Origin of the sequence: Rhizobium sp. LjRoot254, from assembly GCF_964254105.1 — a bacterium.
Taxonomy (GTDB): domain Bacteria; phylum Pseudomonadota; class Alphaproteobacteria; order Rhizobiales; family Rhizobiaceae; genus Rhizobium_E.
Map to the genome: position 1 here is coordinate 1,320,417 of NZ_CAXUSM020000001.1, position 19,993 is coordinate 1,340,409.

The window sequence follows — 19,993 nt, forward strand, 5'->3', positions numbered from 1 at the left end:
CCTCAGAAACTGGCGGCGATGTATTTCGCCTCCATGAACTCGGCGATGCCGTGATGCTGGCCGCCCTCGCGGCCGAGGCCGCTCTGCTTGACGCCGCCGAACGGGGCGGCTGGGTCGGAGACAAGTCCACGATTGAGGGCGATCATGCCCGCCTCGACTTTCGATGCCACGCGCATGCCCCGCGCGAGATCGCGCGTGAAGATATAGGCGGCGAGGCCATATTCCGTGTCGTTGGCGCGGGCGATCACGTCTTCCTCACTCTCAAAACGGAAGACCGGCGCGACCGGTCCGAAAATCTCCTCGCGCGCCATTTCCACATCATCAGGCACTTCGGATAGCACGGTCGGCGGATAGAAGAAGCCCTTGCCATCCGGTATCGTGCCGCCGCACTGCACCTTGGCGCCGCGCAATGTTGCTTCTTCAACCAGCCGGCCGATCTTGGCGACCGCCTTGCGCGTGATCATCGGCCCGCATTCGGTTGCAGTGTCGGTGCCCGCTCCGACGACAAGGGCCGCCATGCGTTTGGTCAACCCTTCGACGAATGCATCATGGATGCCTGACTGGACATAGAGGCGGTTGGCGGCGGTGCAAGCTTCGCCCGCATTGCGCATCTTGGCGACCATGGCGCCGTCGAGCGCGACATCGAGATCGGCGTCATCGAAGACGATCAGCGGGGCATTGCCGCCGAGTTCCATCGAGCAGGAGATCACGTGTTTGGCCGCCTCGGCAAGCAACGTGCGGCCGACGCCGGTCGAGCCGGTGAAGGACAGCTTTCGCACGCGCGGATCGGCGAGCATGGCCGATGTGAGCGGGCCTGGGCTGGTCGTGGTCAGGACGTTGACAACGCCCGGCGGCACGCCCGCCTCCTGATAGATCGCGGCCAGAGCGTAGGCGGTCAGCGGTGTTTCCGTTGCGGGCTTCAGGATCACCGTGCAGCCGGCGGCGAGCGCCGGGGCGATCTTGCGCGTCGCCATCGCGGCGGGAAAATTCCACGGCGTGATCAGCACGCAGATGCCGATCGGCTGGTAATCGACCACGATGCGGTTGGTGCCTGATGGGGCGATGCCGAACTCGCCTGTTATGCGTACGGCCTCCTCGGCATTCCACCGGAAGAACTCGGCGGCGTAGGCGACTTCGCCTCGGGCGTCGCGCAGTGCCTTGCCGTTTTCCATCGAGATCAGCATGGCGAGCATTTCGGAGCGCTCGACCATCAGTTCATAACAGCGGCGCAGGATTTCCGACCGCTTGCGCGGCGCGGTTTCGCGCCAGCCCGGCGCGGCAAGGGCGGCGGCTTCGACGGCAGATGCCGCGTCCTCGAGGGTCGCATCCGGCACCGCGGCGATCACGGCCTCGGTCGAGGGATCGACGACCTCGATCTGTCGGCCATTGCTCGCCTGAACCCATCTGCCGCCGATATGGAGACCGTGCGAAAAGCTCTGGAAGTTCACCTCGTCATCCTCCTCGGGATCAATGCTCTGCTGGATCATGTTCATCGGTGTGCTTCTATCGGGTCACAGGGCGGCGGCAGCGAGGTCGCCGTCATAGGCGGCCTGGATCAGGCGACGCATGGCGGTGAGGTCGAACGGACGCGGGTTGTTCTTGATCAGCCGCTCGATGCCGATCGCCTGTTCGGCGGTCCAGTCGAGCTTGTCGGCGGCGAGGCCAAGTGCGGCGAGCGTCGGCGTGATGCCGATCGCGGCGAACAGGCGTGAGATTTCCCGGATCGTGGCCTCGGCCATCTCGTCGGCATTGCGGGCCTTGGCGTCGAGACCGAGTGCGACGCCGATCTCGGCCATCTCGTCGGTCGAGACGGAGCGATTGTAGTTCATGACATAGGGCATCATGGTCGCGACGCCGAGACCGTGCGGCGTATGGGTCAGCGCGCCCGCGGGATACTGGATCGCGTGGGCTGCCGCCGTTCCCGCCGTGCCGAATGCGCAACCTGCGGCGAGCGCACCCATCATTACATCCGCGCGGGCATCTTCGTCCGAGCCGTCCTTGCAGGCCTTTTCCAGGCTCCCGCCGAGCAGCTTGATGGCGAGCAGCGCGAAGTGATCGGTCAGGTCGCTCTTGCCGATGAACACGTGGTTCTGGGCAAGGCTGTGGTCGCCGCCGCGCCGTGCTGCCGTGAACGCCTCGATCGCATGTGTCAGGGCATCGGCACCGGCAATGGCAGTCAATCCGGACGGGCAGGTCATCGTCAATTCGGGATCGCAGATCGCAGCCGTGGCGATCAGGTATGGGCTGGAAATGCCGACTTTCAGGGTCCGGTCGGGATCTGAGATTACGGCGACGGGGGTTGCTTCAGAGCCGGTGCCGGCTGTCGTCGGCACGGCGATCAGCGGCAGGGTGGGGCCGGGCACCTTGAACTCGCCATAGTAATCCTGAAGCTTGCCGCGATGGGTGATCAGCAGCGCCGCGCATTTGGCCATGTCGAGGCAACTGCCGCCGCCGATGCCGATGACCATGTCGGGCTCGAAGGCCAATGCTTCCTCGACGCAGGCCGCGACCGTGTCGCGCGGCACATCCGGCAGAACCCGGTCGTGCACCAGCACATCGATGTCTGCCGCCTGCAGTGACGCGATGATCTCGGCAAAGATCGCCGTAGCGGCAAACCGCTCGTCCGTGCAGATCAAGGCCCGCGATCCAAGCTTCCTGGCGACGACGGGCAAAGCGTGGCGTTGTCCCTTGCCGAACAGGATTTCACGCGGGAGCCGCAGGGCAGCGAACAGGGTCATTTGCGATACCTTTGGACGTTCGAAATAAAATCGTATAGGATATATGATTGCATTGGCCGGAGCATCATGCTAGCGGTGGGTCATGTCAAGAGGCAAAAATATGCAGCATCCGGTTTCGTCGATACCCCGGGAGACAGTGGCTGGCAGTTCGCAGATCCAGCGGGCGAACAGCCTGTCAGGCGACGTCTACGATGCGATTTTCGCTCAGCTGATGTCGCTGAAAATTCCACCGGGCTCGCGGATCACCGTCGATGGCCTGGTGCGGGAATTCAATGTTTCGCAGACCCCGATCCGCGAGGCGCTCGGCCGGCTCGAGGGCGAAGGCCTCGTGGTCAAGCAGCATCTCATCGGCTACAGCGCCGCGCCGCAGATCACCCGGCGGCGGTTCGATGAACTCTATCAGATGCGTCTTCTGCTCGAGCCCGATGCCGCCGGAAGGGCGGCTGCCGTCATGGATGAGGAAAAGCTCGCCGTGCTGCGCGAAGCTGCAGGCGTGATGTTGCGCAAGGAGAGCACGGACGAGCGCATTCGCTATTCAACCTTCGCTCGCCAGGATGCGATATTCCACGACAGGATCATGGAATTCGCCGGCAACGAACTGATCCGGGAGACGGTCTCGTTCCAGCACACGCATTTCCACATATTCCGCCTGATGTTCCATTCGCGCGTGACGGAGGAGGCGCTCGACGAGCATGCGGCGCTTCTTGCCGCGTTCGAAAAAGGCGATGTCAGCGCGGCGCAGAAGGCGATGCACGATCACATCGAGCATTCACGCGACCGGTTGCTGCCGGCGTTCGACTAGCTAGCTGATTTCAGACATGAAAGCATGAGGAGGAGACCACATATGCCAGGCAAGAAAATATTGATGCTCACGGGTGATTTCACCGAGGAATACGAGATCTTCGTCTTCCAGCAGGCCATGGAAGCCGTCGGCCACAAGGTGCATGTCATCTGCCCCGACAAGAAGGCCGGCGACATCCTGCGCACCTCGCTGCATGATTTCGAGGGCGACCAGACCTATACCGAGAAACTCGGCCATAATTTCGTCATCAACAAGACGTTCTCCGACGCGGAAAAGAAGCTCGACCGCTATGACGCCGTCTATTGCGCCGGCGGCCGTGGTCCGGAATATATCCGCACCGACAAGCGCGTGCAGGCGATCGTCCGGCATTTTCACGAAGAGAAGAAGCCGATCTTCACCATCTGCCACGGCGTGCAGATTTTGATCGCGGTCGATGGCGTGGTGCGCGGCAAGAAGGTCGGAGCACTTGGCGCATGCGAGCCGGAAGTGACGCTCGCCGGCGGCACCTATATCGACCTTTCGCCGACCGATGCCTATGTCGATGGAACCATGGTTTCGGCCAAGGGCTGGACGGCACTGGCGGCCTTCATCCGCGAATGCCTGAAGGTGCTCGGCACGGAAATCCGTCATAACTGAGTGGAAAACAGAAATCCGGCGCGATCTGATCGCGCCGGATTTCCTTTGAAGACGACATGCCCCTCAGGCCGCCTTCTTCCAGCCGCTCTTGATATGCTTGAAGCCGTCGCGATAGACTTCCTCCGGGGTCTCGGAGAAATCCCGCCAGACCTTGGTTGCCGCCGCCAGATCCTTGAGCGAGCGGCCGAAGGCTTCGATCGTCAGCCAGTCGTCATAGCCGCTCCTGCGGATCGCCTTGAATGTCTCGGCCCAGGGGATGTTGCCCCGGCCCGGCACGCCGCGATCGTTCTCCGAAATATGGATATGGACGATCCGGTCGCGGTACTTGGTATAAGCGGCGATCGGGTCGGCTTCCTCGATATTGCAATGGAATGTGTCGTACATCGCCTTGATATTCGGGTGCCCGATCGCGTCGATATGGGCGGCGAGGTCGGCCATCGTATTGACCAGATAGCATTCGAAACGGTTGAGCGCCTCAAGCCCGATCGTCACGCCATGCTTGCCGGCATGATCGCCGATTGCCCGCTGTGAGGAGATGGAGCACTTGAGTTCGGCGGCAGTCGGGCCATTGCCGGAGAATTGACCGAGCGTCGAATGCAGCGGTCCGCTCAGCGTCCTGGCGCCCAGCGCCTCGGCGCAATCGATCGCCCATTTCATGTATTCCACGCCGCGCTTGCGGGTCGCGGTATCCGGTGAGATCAGGTTCATCGATGGATCGCCCATCGCCGAGACGGCGGTGCGTTCCAGCCCGATCCTGTCAAGGAGTGCGCCGAGCCGGCGATAGTCATCCGGATTTCCCTCGAAAATCGGTATTTCCACCCCGTCAAAGCCGGTCTGCTTGATGTCGACGAGCAGCTTCTCATGTTTCTTGGTGACTGATGTCGTCCACAAGAACATGCACATGCCGATCTTCATAGTCCCCTCCCAGGCGAATGGATAGTGGCGACAGCCGACTGCGCGATATCGCCAGTCTGGTCATACCAAATAGAAAAATCTGGTCAAGCCAGATGACACGTCGGTTGGGTGCCGATGTAAACGATTTCACTGACGGTTTCGCCGTAATTACTGAAAGATAAGGATAAATTTCGATTTGTGCTCGGTCTTGCGGAGAGGAGAGAATTGAGCTACAGCTTCAAAAAATATGAAGTGGCCGAACCAGATTGATCTGATTTGGCTTGGATGACAAGGACGCGGAGTTGCTGGAAGGTCCGCGACGCTTTTAAAGTCTGGGAGGACTTCATGCATCTTTCTACGCACAATTGGATGCGGGCAGAGCCGCTCGCGGTGACGCTGAAGCGCATCAAGAAATACGGCTATGAGAGCATCGAGATTTCGGGCGAGCCAACGCAGTATGATGTCAAGGAAACCCGCGCGCTGCTCAAGGAACATGGCATCCGCTGCTGGGGCGCGGTGACGTTGACGCTCGGCGAACGCAATCTCGCGGCCAAGGACGAAGGCCAGCGCGCCCGATCGGTGGATTACGTGAAGAGCGTGATCACCATGGTGAGTGAACTGGAAGGCGAGATCATCACGCTCGTGCCGGCGACCGTGGGCAAGGTCGTGCCGGATGGCACCGAGGAGGAAGAGTGGAAGTGGGTCGTCGATGCGACCAAGGAATGCTTCGCCCATGCCCAGAAGAAGGGCGTGCGGGTCGCGATCGAGCCGCTCAACCGCTTCGAGACCTATTTCTTCAATCGCGGCGACCAGGCGTTGGCGCTCGCCGAAGCCGTGCATCCGGATTGCGGCGTCTGCCTCGATGCTTTCCACCTCAATATCGAGGAGGAGAATATGTATGACGCCATCCGGCGGGCGGGCAAGCGGCTGTTCGATTTTCATGTCGCCGATAACAACCGGTTCGCGGCGGGTCTCGGGCATCTCGACTGGCCGAAGATCATCGGCACGCTCAAGGAGATCGGCTACGACGGCGCGGTCACCAACGAGTTCGTGGCGCCTGTGGATCGCACGCCCGCGGCCAAATACCCTGACATGGTCGAGCGCAACCCGGTCGATATTCCGCCGGAACAGCTCAAGTTCATCCAGGACCACGGATCGAGCCTGCTGACCGAGAAATTCTACGACGATCAGATGCGGATCACCGCCGAGACCATCCTTCCGCTGATCAAGTGAATTTCGCCGAGAGCGAGCCCTCGCAGGCGCTGCGAGGGAAGAGGATCCTAAATGCGTATCAAGACCGTGCAAGCCTGGTGGGTTCGCATTCCCATCGAAGCAAGTCGCCAACATCGCAGCGATTTCGGGCGGCTGACGACTTTCGATGCCGCGATCCTGCGTATCGAGACGGATGACGGTGTCGTCGGCTGGGGCGAGGGCAAGAATGCGGCCGGCAGCGCGGGAACCTATGCCGGTCTCGTGCACCTGCTCAATCATGAGGTTGCGCCGAAGTTGATCGGGCTCGACCCCACGAATATCACCGCGATCTGGGAGATGCTCTATAACGGCGTCCGCCATGAATCGGCGTCGAAGGCAGGGCATGCGATGCCGGAATTGTCCCGGCGGGGGCTTTCGGTGGCCGCGATCAGCGCTGTCGATATTGCGCTCTGGGACATTCTCGGAAAATCGCTCGGCGTGCCGGTCTGGACCTTGCTCGGGGGACGCAAGGCGGACCGGTTGCCGGCCTATGCCTCGGGCGGCTGGGAAAGTGCGGAGAAGATCGGCGACCAGCTGCAGTGCTATATCGCCGCCGGCGGGTTCAAATCCGTCAAGATGCGGGTCGGTGCCATGGATGGCGCGCCTCTCGTTTCGGCCGAACGTGTCAAGGCGGCGCGCAAGTCGCTCGGGCCGTCCGTTGAGCTCATGGTCGACGCGCATGGAACCTATACCGTCGCCGAAGCCAAGCGGTTTATCCAGCTGATCCATGATTGCGATCTCGCATGGTTCGAGGAGCCTGTGATCGCCGACGACAAGCCGGGCATGGCCGAAGTCCGCGCCTCGGGTAATGTGCCGATCGCGGCGGGCGAGAGTGAGGCGACGCGTTTCGCCTTCCGCGACCTTGCCATGCTGCGCGCCGCCGATATATTCCAGCCCGATCCGGCCTTCTGCGGCGGCATAACGGAAGCCATGCGCATCAGCACGATCGCCAGCGCCTTCAATCTCCGTTTCGCTCCGCATCTATGGGCCGGCGCGCCGTGTTTCTTCTCCGGCCTGCACCTGTGCGCGGCTTCCCCGGCAAGCTTCATCATCGAATATTCGCTCGGCGCGAACCCGATGATCCATGAACTCGTCGAGGAAACCGTATCGGTGAAGGATGGTATGATAGAGATCCCTGATAAACCTGGCCTGGGCTTTACGATCAATGAACGCGTTCTGGAGGCCCACGCGCAAAGACAGTGACGATGAAAGAAAACAGTCTCCTCTCGGATTTGGCCGCATACCTCTTCTCGAATTCGAGCGGCAACGGGCGCACGCCTTCGGAACGGGAACTGGCGGAGCATTTCAATGTCAGCCGCGGCCTGATCCGCGAGGCGCTGGCTATCCTGGAAGCGATGCGCATCGTCGAGCGGCGCGCCAAGTCGGGCATCTACCTCACCACCACCGAGGCAAGCGTCGATGCGATGGCGCTCTTTGCGCGGGCTGGCGTGCCGCTCGATCCGATCCTGATTTACGAGACGGTGGAACTGCGGAAGATCCACGAGATCAAGGCGGCCGAACTTGCTTGCGCGCGCGCGACTGAAGAGAATTATGCACGCCTGCGGGAAATCCTTGATCTCTCGGAAGCGAAGCTTGCCCAGGGCGAGGGGCTTGCCCGCGAAGACAGGGATTTCCATCTCGAGATCGTGCGGGCCACCAAGAACAGCGTTTTCTTCCGGGTGTGCAGCGTCTATTACGTCATGGGCGAGCAGCGGCTGCCGATCTACTTCGGCGATCTGGCTCGAAGCCGGCGCTCGCATGAGGAGCACCTGCGCATTTATGAAGCCCTGGTGGCGCGCGATGGAAATCTTGCCCAGGCGCTGATGAGCGCGCATCTTCAAGGAGCGGAAAGCTACTGGAAGGGCCTTATCGGCGGGCCTCCGATGCCAGAGTAGTTGACGACAGCAGCTTCTGGAGGGGCCATGCCGATCATCTTTTCCACCCATTCGCTTCATCCCGCCGCTGAGTCCAAGCTGAAGGGTGCGGGCGACCTGCGCATCGCCACTGCGCTCGATGGCGAGACCTTGTTGCGCGAGGGGCGGGGTGCCGATATCGTCATCGTTCGGGCGCCGATTCCGACGGCCTTCTTCTCCGACGCCCCGCAGTTGCGCGCCGCCGTGCGCCATGGCGCCGGCCTGGATATGATCCCCTATAATGACGCAACGGCGGCTGGCGTGCTGATCGCCAATGTGCCCGGCGTCAACGCGCCGACGGTCGCCGAGCATGTTTTCATGGTGACGCTCGCGCTGCTCAGGCAGTTTCGGCCGATGGACCACGACCTCAGGACCAAGGGCTGGGCGGCGGGCCGTGCCCATAGCGATCAGGCGATCGATCTCGGCGGCAGGGTTCTCGGCATCATCGGCATGGGCAATGTCGGTCAGGCGATCTACCGCATCGGCAAGCATGGCTTCGGCCTCGATGTCGTCGCCAACAGCCGGACGGCCGCAAGCCTTCCGAGCGACGTCCGTTTCCTCAGTGTCGATGATCTGGTTGCTACGGCGGATATCGTTGTTCTCTGCTGCCCGTTGACGCCGGAAACCACCGGGCTGATGAACAAAGATCGCATCGACCGGATGAAGCTGGGTGCGATCCTCGTCAACGTGTCACGCGGGCCCGTCGTGGATGACGACGCACTGATCGCGGCGCTCACCGAGGGCCGGATCCGTGGCGCGGCGCTGGATGTCTTCTCCACCCAGCCGCTGCCGCCCGACCATCCCTACCTGCAGCTCGACAATGTGATCGTGACGCCACATCTCGCCGGCATCACGGAGGAGAGCATGAAGCGCATGGGGCTGGGCGCGGCGCAAGAGGTCATCCGCATCCTGAATGGCGGGTTGCCCGTTAACCTCCGCAATCCCGAGGCCGTCGAGCACTACCGCCGCCGATTTGGTTGACGCGCCTCATTCTGAATATCGGCCTTACCACGGTATTCGCTTGTGGATTTGTTGCTCGGCAAAGGACTTGCTTCCTCTTCTCCCCAGCGGGGAGAAGGTGGCCGAAGGCCGGATGAGGGGGTGCGCGAAGCGCCAAAGCTGTGCCCGAAACCCCCTCATCGCCTCGCATTCGCTCGGCACTTCTCCCCGCTGGGGAGAAGAGGGCGCAAGCGTCGCCGCCGGTGTTTTCAAATGCGATTTCCCTGCGTTCTTACCCGGCATGCCGCAGGCTGACGCCATTGCCGCCATCGAAGAGCACGACCTTATCAGGGTTCCACGAAAAGCGCACCGCATCGTCGATCTTGACGTCCACCTGCGCCGGCACGGTCGCATGCAGATGCTGTGAGCCGGTCTTCAGGGTGACGATCTTCTCGACGCCGTGGTTTTCGATGTCATGCACCTTGGCCTCGCCAACGCCGCCGCTCTCCAGCACGACATCTTCTGGCCGGATGCCGAAGGTGAGGGGACGGCCATCGACCGGCTTTGCGTGGCCAGAACCGATCGGCAGTCGCAGTCCTTCGCTCGTCACCGCCAGGCCATCGGACAGCAGACCATTGATGAGGTTCATCGGCGGCGAGCCGACTGCCCGTGCCACGAAGGTGTTGACCGGGTTGGTGTAGATCTCCTGCGGCGTGCCCGTCTGCACAAGCTGGCCGTTGTTCAGTACGCCGATCTTGTCGCCCATCGACATCGCTTCGATCTGGTCGTGGGTGACGAAGAGGAAGGTTGCGCCGAGGTTCATCTGCAGGTTCTTGAGCTCGGTCCTGAGCGCCTCGCGCAGCTTGGCATCGAGCGCCGATAGCGGCTCGTCCATCAGGAAGACGCGCGGCTTGCGGACGATCGCGCGGCCGATCGAGACGCGCTGCATCTCACCACCGGAGAGCCGGTCGGTCTTGCGGTCGAGCAGATGCTCGATGCGGAGCGTTTTGGCGACGCGGTCCACCCGCTCCTTGATCTCGGCGGGCGGAACGCGCCGGATTGCGGGCTTGAGCGGAAATTCGAGGTTCTCACGCACCGTATAGCGTGGATAGAGCGAATATTGCTGCAGGACGAGTGCCACGTCACGCTCGGCCGGACCCCAGTCGGCCATGTCCTTGCCGTCGATCAGCACCGTGCCAGCCGTCGGCTTTTCCAGGCCGGCGACCAGGCGCAACGTCGTCGTCTTGCCGGCGCCGGTCTGTCCGAGCAGCACGAAGAATTCGCCGTCCGCGATCTGCAGGTTCAGGTCCTTGAGCGCGGTGTGGTTGCCGAAGGTCTTGGTAATGCCCTTGAGTTCGATATGCGCCATCAGAGTCTGATCCCCAGAGACATGCCAGTCGCCGTATTGAAGAAATGTGCCTGCGCCGGATCGATCCGTGCCCAGACCTCGGTGCCCGCCTGCGGCACGAAACCGCTCTTGGTGCGCGCGCGCAGCATCTGGTCGCCCAGCTTGAGGTCTACGATGTCATGGGAACCGAGGGGCTCGATGATATGCGCCTCGACGGGAATGAAGCCGTCGCGAGCCTCGCGCGATACGAGAACGCCCTCGGGGCGGACCCCGAGCGTGAGATTACCGTTCTCGGCCCTGGCCGCTGAAAGCGTGCCGGAAAGTGCGGACGGCAGTTCGAACCCGCGGCTGGCGCCACGCAGTTTGGCGCGCAGTTGTCCACCCTCGTCGGCGACGGTGGTCTCCGCCACGTTCATGACCGGGCTGCCGACGAACTGTGCGACGAACAAATTCGAGGGATGACTATAGACTTCCGACGGGCTGCCGATCTGCTGCAGCACGCCCTCATGCATGATGACGATACGGTCTGCGAGCGACATCGCCTCGACCTGGTCGTGCGTGACGTAGATCGTGGTCGAGCCCTGTTTGATGTGCAGCCGCTTGATTTCGGCGCGCATCTCCTCGCGGAGCTTCGCATCGAGCGCACCGATCGGTTCGTCCATCAGCATCGCCTTGGGACGGCGCACCAGCGCACGGCCGATGGCAACGCGCTGCATATCGCCACCCGAGAGAGCCGATGGTTTGCGCGACAGAAGATGCGAGATCTGCAAGGTCTTTGCGACGGCTCGCACCTCCTCGTCCATGCCGGCGCGGTCCCGCCGGGTTGCACGAAGCGGGAAAGCGATGTTCTCGTAGACGCTCATGTGCGGGTAGAGCGAGAAGGACTGGAACACGAAGGCGATATCGCGATCCGATGCCTTCAGATGCTGTACCGGCTGGCCGTCGATGAGGATGTCGCCCACGTCGATAGTTTCGAGCCCCGCGATGGCACGAAGCGTCGTGGTCTTGCCGCAGCCGGACTGGCCGAGAAGCACGATGAACTCGCCATCCGCAATTGACAGATTGAGGTCCTTGATGACCTGGACGGCGCCGAAATACTTTTCGATGCCGCGAAGTTCGATCTGCGTCATTGGCTGCCCTCGTCTGCCTGGCTTTCTTCGCGCGGTATCTTGATGACGACCGAGAAGCCGACCAATCCGATGAGGATGATCGTCAACCCGTAGCGATGCAGGGGTTCGATCCACGGCTGGCAGAGCGCGATGATGCCGAAGATCATCAGGAGTTCGAAGAAAGGCTCGAGATATTTCTGGTTGAAGGCCCGGAAGGTCATTTGCGAATGGCTCCGAAAGACATGCCCCTGAGCAGGTGGTTGCGCAACAGGAAGGTGAAGATGGCGACCGGCAGCAGGAACAGGAAGGTGCCGGATGCGATCACTGTCCAGTCCTGCAGGCCGGATCCCACCTGGCTCGGGATGAAGGGAGGCGCGGTCTGCGCGCGGCGGTTTGTCATGATCAGCGCGAAGGCATATTCGTTCCACGCAGTGATGAAGCAGAACACGGCGGTGGCGGCGATGCCGGTTGCGGCCTCCGGGATGACGATCTTGAAGAAGGCCTGCATGCGGGTATAGCCATCGACCAGCGCCGCTTCCTCGTATTCTTTCGGAATCTCATCGATGAAGCCTTTCATCAGCCAGACCGAGAAGGACAGGTTGAATGCCGTATAGAGGATGATAAGCCCCCAATGGGTGTCGTTGAGGCCGACGACGCGGTACATGAGGAACATCGGAATGGCCACCACGACGGGTGGCAGCATGCGCGTCGATAAGATGAAGAAGAGCAGGTCTGCCTCGCCTTTCACGCGAAAGCGCGAGAAGCCATAGGCGGTGAACGTTCCCATGCCGACCGCGAGAACAGTCGAAGTGATCGCCACGATCAGTGAGTTCATGAAACGGCTCGGATAGCCGGAAAGCTGGATCTCGCCCTTGCCGGACCGGGTGACTTTCTCGCCGCCATCGAAGACCAGCCGTTCCCACCAGGGCGCCGCCTCGTATTCCTCTGATGTGGGCTGCGTGCGAAGCTGCGACCGTTTGGTGAACAGCTTCACGAAGGGCGAAATCTCCGGCGTGAACATCACCGTCGGCGGAATGGTGGTCGAGAGGTTGCGTGGCTTGAATGCCGTCGAAGTGATCCAATAGATCGGCGCCAGGAAGATCAGCGTGATGACGAGTACCGATGCAATCGCCACCCGGTTCAGCGCGCGTTCGGAGCGGGTCGTGACTTGGGCCATTTCAGCGCTCCTTCACCTTGTTGAGATACTTCACGTAGATGTTGGTGATGGCGAGCACCATGATGAGCACGATATAGGCCAGCGCACAGGAGCGCCCGGTCTGCCATTCCTGGAAGGCCATCTTGTAGAGCCGGATCGAGATCACCTCGGTCGTCGGCTGGCTGGTCAGGATGTAGGCGAGGTCGAAGGTCTTGAACGCCTCCATGGTTCGGAAGATGATCGCGATCATCAGGATCGGCGCCACCAGCGGCAGCGTTATCCGAAAGAAGGTGTAGAAGGGGCCGGCCCTGTCGATCGCGGCGGCTTCATAGAGATGCTTCGGCACCGCCGACAGGCCGGCGAGCGACAGGAGCATGACGAAGGGGGACCACATCCAGATATCCGTCAGCGCCACGGCATAGAGCGCCATGTCGGGATTGGAGAGCCATTCGAAGGTTCCCAGGCCGAGCGCATAGTTTATGATGCCGAAGGACGGGTCATAGAGCAGCTTCCAGAACAGCCCCACCACCGCCATGGAGAGCATCATCGGCAGAAGCAGGAGTGTGGTGAGAAGCCCCTTGAACGGAATGTCGCGGTTGAGCAGCATGGCGGTGCCGAAGCCCACGATGACTTGTCCGGTCACCGATACGATGACGTACTTCGCCGTGATCGCGAAATTGTTCCAGATGAAGGGATCGCTCAGAAGTTCCCGATAGTTCTGCAGTCCGACGAAGTTCGCCGGGGCGTTCGATGATGCCCTGAAGTCGGTAAACGAGTATCCCAGCGAATAGATCAACGGAAAAATGTTGAAGATGATCAGAAACAGGATTGTAGGGATAATGAAAAGATTGCGAATTTTGATATCGCTCATCCCTCGCGCCGCAGCGCGGGTGCTCGCGTCGAGCGACGTCATGACAGCGGTGGCCAAAGCGCTATTCCTCCGACAGCCGGCGCATCATTGCGGAAGCGTTCAAGCTTCCTCTGCGCCCATTCTTCATGGTCGGCGCCGCGTTTTGTGACGCGGCGCCATTTGTATTTCAGATGTCAACTGGAGCGGAAAGACCCGCTCCGGCTTCCTGTCACTTGTTGCGGCCGTACTTCTGGAAGGTCGCATTCCAGTCGGCAGCGAGTGCATCGAGTGCCTCCTTTGCCGTACCTTGACCAGCTGTTACATAGGGATAGACGCGCTGGTTCATCTGGATCAGCAGTTCGGCATATTCCGGGGTCGCCCAGAAGTCCTTCACCTTGAACATGGTCTCGTAGAAAGCCTTGTTGTAGGGTGTGGCGTTCTGGAACTCAGGTGACTCCAGCACCTTGGCGCTGGCGGTATAGCCACCAAGCTCGGCCCAACGCTTCTGGGTCGAGTCCTTCACGAACCATTCGAGGAATTTCATCGCCTCTTCCTGGTTTTCGGAATAGGAGACGACCGAGATGCCCTGGCCGCCGAGCGCCGCGAACTGGGCGCCGCCCGGACCAGCCGGATTGGCGAAGAAGCCCGTATTCTTGGCGTTGGGATTGGACGCTTCGTTCACCAGCGCGGGGAAGAAGGCGAAGTAGTTCATGCTCATCGCCGCCAGGTTCTCGGTGATCGCCTGGTTGTCTTCGACGAAGAAGCTCTTTGCCCAGCCCGGAGGAGTGAAGCCATAGAGTTCACGATAGGCTTCGAGCGCCTTCACGTTCTGCTCGGAGTTGATGATGCCATCGACCTTGTAGCTGACATAATCGCCAAGCTCGCCGCCGTAGGAGAAGATCGCGTTCTCGACGCCCATGACCAATGCGTCATAGGAGTTGTCCGTGTAGATCGCGACGCCGTAGCGCTTCTGATCCGGACGATGGAAGAATTCGGCGGCGTCGCGCAGCTCTTTCCAGGTCTTCGGCGGAGCGAGATCGTAGCCGTACTTCGCCTTGAAGGCTTCCATTTCCTTGGGGTCTTCGAACCAGTCCTTGCGATAGGACCAGCCGACCGCATCGCCCTCGGCCGGGACCGACCAGTACTTGCCGGAAGCCGAGGGATATTCGGAATAGTATTTCACGGTGGCCGGAGCCATGACTTCAGTCAGCTTATGCTTGTTGAAGAAATCGGTCAGATCCACATAGTGGCCTGCCTCGGAGGCGGCGCCAATCCACTGGGAGTCGCCGACGACCATGTCGTAAGCGGAACCCTTGGCGTTGAATTCGGTGAATGCCTTGGTCTGGAAATCGGACCAGGGCGTGGTCTCGACAGTGACCTTGACCCCTGTTTCCTTCTCGTACTCGTTGACCAGTTCCTGGAGATAGTTGGCGGGGTCCCATTCGGCCCAGAAGATCGTCAATTCCGCCGCCTGTGCGTACGTGCCTTGTGCGATCAGCATGCTCATCCCGGCCAACAGGCCGGCTATCGTTCTGCGCATAGTTTTTCCTCCCAGATATGCACAACACCCGCCTACCCACGGGCAAAAAGTCCGACTCGACAATCCTTTCGGATATATCCAGCGGAAGCCCTCCTCGACTTCCGCTCACAGCTGGAGGGTTCAAGTCAACCGACCTACCAGTGATCGTCTGGTATTACCAAACCAAGAGAATGTCAAGAACTCTATGACTCTGTTTTCAAACGCGGAAATTCAGTCGATACTTACCTAATTGCCTCAGTAGCAAGGCATGTAGAGCCCATGACGGCCCATACTGGCGTCCTGATGTGACGGCCAGTGAAATCCGTCCTGGCATAACTGGTCTAACCAGATCTCGGGGCTTTGGCCGTGTCCATTCCCTCTGTTTCGTTGATTGCCGCATCTACAAGGGCGACTGCCGCCCACTCTGCCACGGCTTGCGCCTGCACGCCCGAAAGCCCCCAAATATCCTTTAGGACGACCAGGGTTTCGACGCCGAAGACGAGCGACAGGGCTTGTGCCAGACGCTCTCGGGCCGGTTCCGCAAGCTTGTTTTCCAGTGGCGAGGTCGCATCGCGCAGGAGATCGATGCGATGTCCGCGGGTGAATTGCGGCTCGCTGCCCAGTGTGCCCGCCTGACGCTGCGACCACTGTTCGATGGAGAGCTTGAGCGCCGCCTTGAAGGTGGCCTCGAATTCGTCGATCCGCGGCAATGCAGTGGCCAACAAATCCTTGATGCGTACTCGGGCGTCAGTCTCGCCAGATTTCCACTTCAATATAGGTCCCAGCGCCTCATCCACCACCGCATGCACGAGTGCGGCCTGGCTCGGGAAATAGCGATAGGCTGTCGCCCGCGAGACTTCCGCCGCCTCTGCCACCTCGGTCACCGATGGGGTGATGCCGGATTGCATGAGGCGGATAGCTGTTTCCAGCATTAGCCGCCGTGTTCGCGCCCGGGGGCCGCGCTCGCTGATCGGCTTCATTTCGATTTGTTGACCTGAGACCTGCATATCGATATGATACGGCCGTCTCTAAAATTTTCAAGGTCCAAATCAACGCCTTGCATGCATGGTTCCGGGAGGGGGCATGGGTTACGTCTACGTCGTTGGCACCGCCGACACGAAGGGAGAGGAGCTTGCCTATCTCGCCGACCGCATCAGGGCGGCTGGCGGTTCCATTCGCGTGCTTGATGTCGGAACACGCGCGGCGACGATCACCACCGATGTGACGGCAGCGGAGATCGCCGCATTTCATCCGTTGGGGGCAGGCGCCGTTCTCGGAACGGACGATCGCGGAACCGCGGTCGCTGCCATGGCAGAGGCCTTCCGCCGCTTCGTGCTGGCGCAGGGCGATATAGCGGGCATGATTGGCATCGGCGGCGGGGGCGGCACGTCCATCATCACATCCGGCATGCGCGAGCTTCCTCTGGGCGTGCCGAAGATCATGGTCTCGACGCTCGCCTCAGGTGATGTCGCGCCCTATGTCGATGTCTCCGATATCATGATGATGCCTGCTGTGACCGATATGGCCGGGCTCAACCGCCTCAGCCGCGTCATCCTGCACAATGCCGCGCAGGGGATTGCCGCGATGGCGAGCAAGCCGCCAACGCCAAGTGAGTCCAAGCCAGCCTTGGGTCTGACCATGTTCGGGGTGACCACGACATGCGTCACCACGGTCGTCGATTATCTCAAGGCTGACTACGATTGCATGGTGTTCCATGCGACGGGCACGGGCGGCCGCTCCATGGAGAAGCTTGTTGACAGCGGCCTGCTTGAGGGCGTGCTGGATGTAACGACGACAGAGGTCTGCGACCTGCTGTTCGGCGGCGTGCTGCCGGCGACCGAGGATCGTTTCGGCGCGATTGCGCGGACGGGGCTGCCGTGTGTCGTTTCGGTCGGCGCGCTCGACATGGTCAATTTCTGGGCGCCGGAAACCGTGCCGGAGCGCTATGCCGGCCGGCTTTTCTACCGGCACAATTCCAACGTCACGCTGATGCGCACGACACCAGAGGAATGCGATGCCATCGGTCGCTGGATCGGCGCGAAGCTCAATCTGTGCCGTGGCCCGGTCCGCCTGCTGATCCCGGAGAAGGGCGTTTCCGCCCTGGATAGCGAGGGTGGCCAGTTTTTCGACCCGGCGGCGGATGCGGCGCTTTTCTCAGCGCTTGAGGCAACGGTCGAGATCACGGCCGACCGCCGCATTCAGCGCCTGCCATATCACATCAACGATCCCGAATTCGCAGACGGTCTTGTCGCCGCGTATTGCGAAATCGCCAACACCCAAGAAAGATGAACAGACATGCCTGCGATCCCCCGCAAAGCCATTCTCGAAAAATTTCATGCCATGATCGCCGCGGGAAAGCCGATCGTCGGTGGCGGGGCGGGCACCGGCCTCTCGGCCAAGGCAGAGGAAGCGGGAGGCATCGACCTGATCATCATCTATAATTCCGGGCGCTATCGCATGGCGGGGCGCGGCTCGGCGGCGGGGTTGCTCGCCTATGGCAATGCCAACCAGATCGTCAAGGAAATGGCGGTGGAAGTGCTTCCGGTGGTCAAGAAGACGCCGGTTCTGGCGGGTGTGAACGGCACCGATCCCTTCGTGTTGATGCCGCAATTCCTGGCCGAACTGCGGGCGATGGGCTTTTCCGGTGTTCAGAACTTCCCGACCATCGGCCTGTTCGACGGCCAGATGCGTCAAAGTTTCGAAGAGACCGGAATGAGCTATAGTCTCGAAGTCGACATGATCGCCGAGGCGCACCGGCTCGATCTGCTGACCACGCCCTATGTGTTCAATGCCGATGAAGCCGTTGCGATGACAAAGGCCGGCGCTGACATTATCGTCGCGCACATGGGTGTTACGACCGGCGGCTCGATCGGTGCCACGTCGGCCAAGTCGCTCGACGATTGCGTCGGTGAGATTGCGGCGATTGCGGCGGCGGCCCGTTCGGTGCGCCGCGACGTGATCGTGCTCTGCCACGGCGGCCCGATCTCGATGCCAGACGACGCACGCTATATTCTCGAGCGCTGCGCCGACTGCAACGGGTTCTACGGCGCGAGTTCCATGGAGCGCCTACCGGCCGAGGCGGCGATCCGCAGGCAGACCGAAGATTTCAAGGGATTGGCCATCGGCAAGATGGCTTGAGGCAATCAAGAATTCGTGGAGGCGATGATATGAAGGATCTGTTTCTCTATCCGAAAGACGTCGACAGCTTCGGTTTCGATTGGGGTCGGCTGGCGCTGACCGTGGCGCCGGAGGTGAATGGCGCGTCGCGGTTTTCCGGCGGCGTGGTCGATCTGCCGAGCGGGCAAGGCCATTCCCGCCATAATCATCCTGGCGCCGAAGAGATCATCTTCGTCATTTCGGGCGAGGGTGAGCAGATGGTCGAGGACGAGAGCGGCAATCCGATGACCCGCAAGGTGGGTCCGGGCTGCACCGTCTACGTTCCCGAGAGCCGTTTCCATTCGACCAGGAATACCGGTGCGGGACCGATGCAGCTTTTTGTCGTATATTCGCCGGCAGGCCCCGAACTGGGCTTGCGCGAACTGCCGGATTTCCGCCTCATTCCAGCGGGTCAATGAGGCGATAGTCGAGACGCGATTTGGGAGGATCGACATGAATATCAACGCGGGACAGACGATAGCCATAGAGCCGCCCTTCGATGCCGCGCGGCTCGACAGGCTGATGGAGGAGGCGGGCATCGACGTGCTGCTCGCGACCTCCAAGCACAACACGCAATATCTGCTCGGCGGCTACAAGTTCATCTTCTTTGCCGCGATGGATGCGATCGGGCACAGCCGCTACCTGCCGATCGTGGTCTATGAGAAGGGTGCTCCGGATCATTCCGCCTATGTCGGCAACAAGATGGAGGGCTCCGAGCATCACAACAACCCGTTCTGGACACCCAATGTCCATGCCGCGACCTGGGGCACGCTCGATGCCGCAGCGCTGGCGGTCGAACACATCAAGAAGATCGGCAAATCAGGCGCGCGGATCGGCATAGAGCCGGGCTTCCTGCCATCCGACGCGCGCGATTTCATCGGCTCGCATCTCGACGGCGCACGGTTTGTCGATGCGACCCATGCGCTTGAGCGGCTTCGTTCGATCAAAACGCCGGCGGAGCTGGAGAAGCTGAGGCTCGCGTCCGAGCTGATCACCGATTCCATGCTGGCGACGATCGCCGTCGCGCGCGAAGGCACGACCAAGGGCGAGATCATCGAACATCTGCGCCGGGAAGAGACTAATCGCGGTCTTCATTTCGAATATTGCCTGCTGACGCTGGGTTCGAGCCATAACCGTGCCCGGTCGCCGCAGGCCTGGGCCAAGGGCGAGATCCTGTCGATCGATTCCGGCGGCAATTACCACGGCTATATCGGCGATCTCTGCCGCATGGGTGTGCTGGGCGAACCCGACGCGGAGCTGCAGGACCTGCTGGCGGAAGTCGATGCGATCCAGCAGGCGGCGTTTTCGAAAGTCAAAGCCGGTGCTCCCGGCACAGAGATGATCGAGGCGGCGGAGACGCTGCTGAAGAAGTCGCCCTCGGTCGCCTTCACCGATTTCTTCTGCCACGGCATGGGCCTCATTACGCATGAAGCGCCGTTCCTGATGACCAACCATCCCGTTGCCTATGAGGGCATTGACGGCGACAGGCCGCTCGAGGTCGGCATGGTCATTTCGGTGGAAACAACGATGCTGCATCCCAAGCGAGGCTTCATCAAGCTCGAGGATACGCTGACGATCAAGGAAGGCGGCTACGAGATGTTCGGCGAACGCGGCCGCGGCTGGAATCGCGGCGGCGTCTGAGGTCCGCGGAACCCTGTGGGAAGGTCGCTTCTGGCAAACTA

General features: G+C 61.2%; 20 protein-coding genes. 10 read left to right on the forward strand and 10 right to left on the reverse strand.

The genetic code is table 11. The features are described from left to right. Positions 1–2: 2 nt before the first annotated feature. Together ACSQ26_RS06505 and ACSQ26_RS06510 are read right to left on the reverse strand one after the other, a co-directional pair. The gene (locus ACSQ26_RS06505) at positions 3–1,487 is read right to left on the reverse strand and encodes an NAD-dependent succinate-semialdehyde dehydrogenase (RefSeq protein ID WP_436015131.1); all 1,485 of its coding nucleotides are present in this window, start codon (positions 1,485–1,487) and stop codon (positions 3–5) included. A gap of 24 nt (positions 1,488–1,511) precedes the next feature. After that, complete coding sequence (locus tag ACSQ26_RS06510) at positions 1,512–2,738, reverse strand: iron-containing alcohol dehydrogenase (RefSeq protein ID WP_436007409.1); 1,227 nt, start codon at positions 2,736–2,738, stop codon at positions 1,512–1,514. Positions 2,739–2,838: 100 nt separating this feature from the next. Between ACSQ26_RS06510 and ACSQ26_RS06515 the strand changes: the two genes are divergently transcribed. Beyond that, positions 2,839–3,540: a GntR family transcriptional regulator gene (locus tag ACSQ26_RS06515; RefSeq protein WP_436007411.1), complete on the forward strand. Its 702-nt coding sequence runs from the start codon at positions 2,839–2,841 to the stop codon at positions 3,538–3,540. A gap of 42 nt (positions 3,541–3,582) precedes the next feature. Then, positions 3,583–4,176 carry a DJ-1/PfpI family protein gene (locus tag ACSQ26_RS06520; RefSeq protein WP_436007413.1) on the forward strand — a complete coding sequence of 198 codons (594 nt, stop codon included), beginning with the start codon at positions 3,583–3,585 and terminating at the stop codon, positions 4,174–4,176. 63 nt (positions 4,177–4,239) lie between these two features. Here ACSQ26_RS06520 and ACSQ26_RS06525 read toward each other — a convergent pair whose 3' ends face one another. Continuing rightward, the gene (locus ACSQ26_RS06525; protein WP_436007415.1) at positions 4,240–5,091 is read right to left on the reverse strand and encodes a sugar phosphate isomerase/epimerase family protein; all 852 of its coding nucleotides are present in this window, start codon (positions 5,089–5,091) and stop codon (positions 4,240–4,242) included. Between the two features lie 324 nt (positions 5,092–5,415). On the opposite strand from ACSQ26_RS06525, the gene ACSQ26_RS06530 reads away from it, so the two are divergent. Genes ACSQ26_RS06530 through ACSQ26_RS06545 form a run of 4 tightly spaced genes read left to right on the forward strand, consistent with a single transcriptional unit; the run spans position 5,416 to position 9,215 of the window. Next, complete coding sequence (locus tag ACSQ26_RS06530; RefSeq protein WP_436007417.1) at positions 5,416–6,303, forward strand: sugar phosphate isomerase/epimerase family protein; 888 nt, start codon at positions 5,416–5,418, stop codon at positions 6,301–6,303. Between the two features lie 51 nt (positions 6,304–6,354). After that, on the forward strand, positions 6,355–7,524 hold the full coding sequence (locus ACSQ26_RS06535; RefSeq protein WP_436007419.1) for a mandelate racemase/muconate lactonizing enzyme family protein: 1,170 nt from the start codon (positions 6,355–6,357) through the stop codon (positions 7,522–7,524). A gap of 2 nt (positions 7,525–7,526) precedes the next feature. Continuing rightward, entirely contained in the window at positions 7,527–8,216 is a 690-nt protein-coding gene (locus ACSQ26_RS06540; protein WP_436007421.1) for a FadR/GntR family transcriptional regulator, read from the forward strand. A gap of 27 nt (positions 8,217–8,243) precedes the next feature. Further along, complete coding sequence (locus ACSQ26_RS06545) at positions 8,244–9,215, forward strand: NAD(P)-dependent oxidoreductase (protein ID WP_436007423.1); 972 nt, start codon at positions 8,244–8,246, stop codon at positions 9,213–9,215. Positions 9,216–9,465: 250 nt separating this feature from the next. Here the strand turns inward: ACSQ26_RS06545 and ACSQ26_RS06550 are convergent, their stop codons facing one another. The 7 genes from ACSQ26_RS06550 to ACSQ26_RS06580 form a co-directional block, all read right to left on the reverse strand. After that, on the reverse strand, positions 9,466–10,542 hold the full coding sequence (locus ACSQ26_RS06550) for an ABC transporter ATP-binding protein (RefSeq protein ID WP_436007425.1): 1,077 nt from the start codon (positions 10,540–10,542) through the stop codon (positions 9,466–9,468). Next, the gene (locus ACSQ26_RS06555; protein WP_436007427.1) at positions 10,542–11,651 is read right to left on the reverse strand and encodes an ABC transporter ATP-binding protein; all 1,110 of its coding nucleotides are present in this window, start codon (positions 11,649–11,651) and stop codon (positions 10,542–10,544) included. The genes ACSQ26_RS06550 and ACSQ26_RS06555 overlap by 1 nt, the downstream gene beginning before the upstream one ends. Continuing rightward, positions 11,648–11,851 (reverse strand): hypothetical protein, encoded by a 204-nt coding sequence (locus tag ACSQ26_RS06560; RefSeq protein ID WP_436007429.1) that lies wholly within the window; start codon positions 11,849–11,851, stop codon positions 11,648–11,650. The genes ACSQ26_RS06555 and ACSQ26_RS06560 overlap by 4 nt, the downstream gene beginning before the upstream one ends. After that, complete coding sequence (locus ACSQ26_RS06565) at positions 11,848–12,807, reverse strand: carbohydrate ABC transporter permease (RefSeq protein WP_436007431.1); 960 nt, start codon at positions 12,805–12,807, stop codon at positions 11,848–11,850. The genes ACSQ26_RS06560 and ACSQ26_RS06565 overlap by 4 nt, the downstream gene beginning before the upstream one ends. Before the next feature lies 1 nt (position 12,808). After that, positions 12,809–13,714 (reverse strand): carbohydrate ABC transporter permease, encoded by a 906-nt coding sequence (locus ACSQ26_RS06570; RefSeq protein WP_436007433.1) that lies wholly within the window; start codon positions 13,712–13,714, stop codon positions 12,809–12,811. Positions 13,715–13,865: 151 nt separating this feature from the next. After that, positions 13,866–15,176 (reverse strand): ABC transporter substrate-binding protein, encoded by a 1,311-nt coding sequence (locus ACSQ26_RS06575; RefSeq protein WP_436007435.1) that lies wholly within the window; start codon positions 15,174–15,176, stop codon positions 13,866–13,868. Between the two features lie 320 nt (positions 15,177–15,496). Further along, positions 15,497–16,162 carry a TetR/AcrR family transcriptional regulator gene (locus ACSQ26_RS06580; protein ID WP_436007437.1) on the reverse strand — a complete coding sequence of 222 codons (666 nt, stop codon included), beginning with the start codon at positions 16,160–16,162 and terminating at the stop codon, positions 15,497–15,499. Positions 16,163–16,238: 76 nt separating this feature from the next. Between ACSQ26_RS06580 and ACSQ26_RS06585 the strand changes: the two genes are divergently transcribed. Genes ACSQ26_RS06585 through ACSQ26_RS06600 form a run of 4 tightly spaced genes read left to right on the forward strand, consistent with a single transcriptional unit; the run spans position 16,239 to position 19,952 of the window. Further along, positions 16,239–17,444, forward strand: a complete 1,206-nt coding sequence (locus ACSQ26_RS06585; RefSeq protein ID WP_436007439.1) for a Tm-1-like ATP-binding domain-containing protein — start codon at positions 16,239–16,241, stop codon at positions 17,442–17,444. A 6-nt stretch (positions 17,445–17,450) separates the two neighbouring features. Next, positions 17,451–18,293 (forward strand): phosphoenolpyruvate hydrolase family protein, encoded by an 843-nt coding sequence (locus ACSQ26_RS06590; protein WP_436007441.1) that lies wholly within the window; start codon positions 17,451–17,453, stop codon positions 18,291–18,293. Positions 18,294–18,322: 29 nt separating this feature from the next. Beyond that, a complete protein-coding gene (locus tag ACSQ26_RS06595; protein WP_436007443.1) occupies positions 18,323–18,730 on the forward strand; it encodes a cupin domain-containing protein in 408 nt (135 codons plus the stop codon). A 34-nt stretch (positions 18,731–18,764) separates the two neighbouring features. Next, the gene (locus ACSQ26_RS06600) at positions 18,765–19,952 is read left to right on the forward strand and encodes a M24 family metallopeptidase (protein ID WP_436007445.1); all 1,188 of its coding nucleotides are present in this window, start codon (positions 18,765–18,767) and stop codon (positions 19,950–19,952) included. The last annotated feature ends 41 nt before the right edge of the window (positions 19,953–19,993 follow it).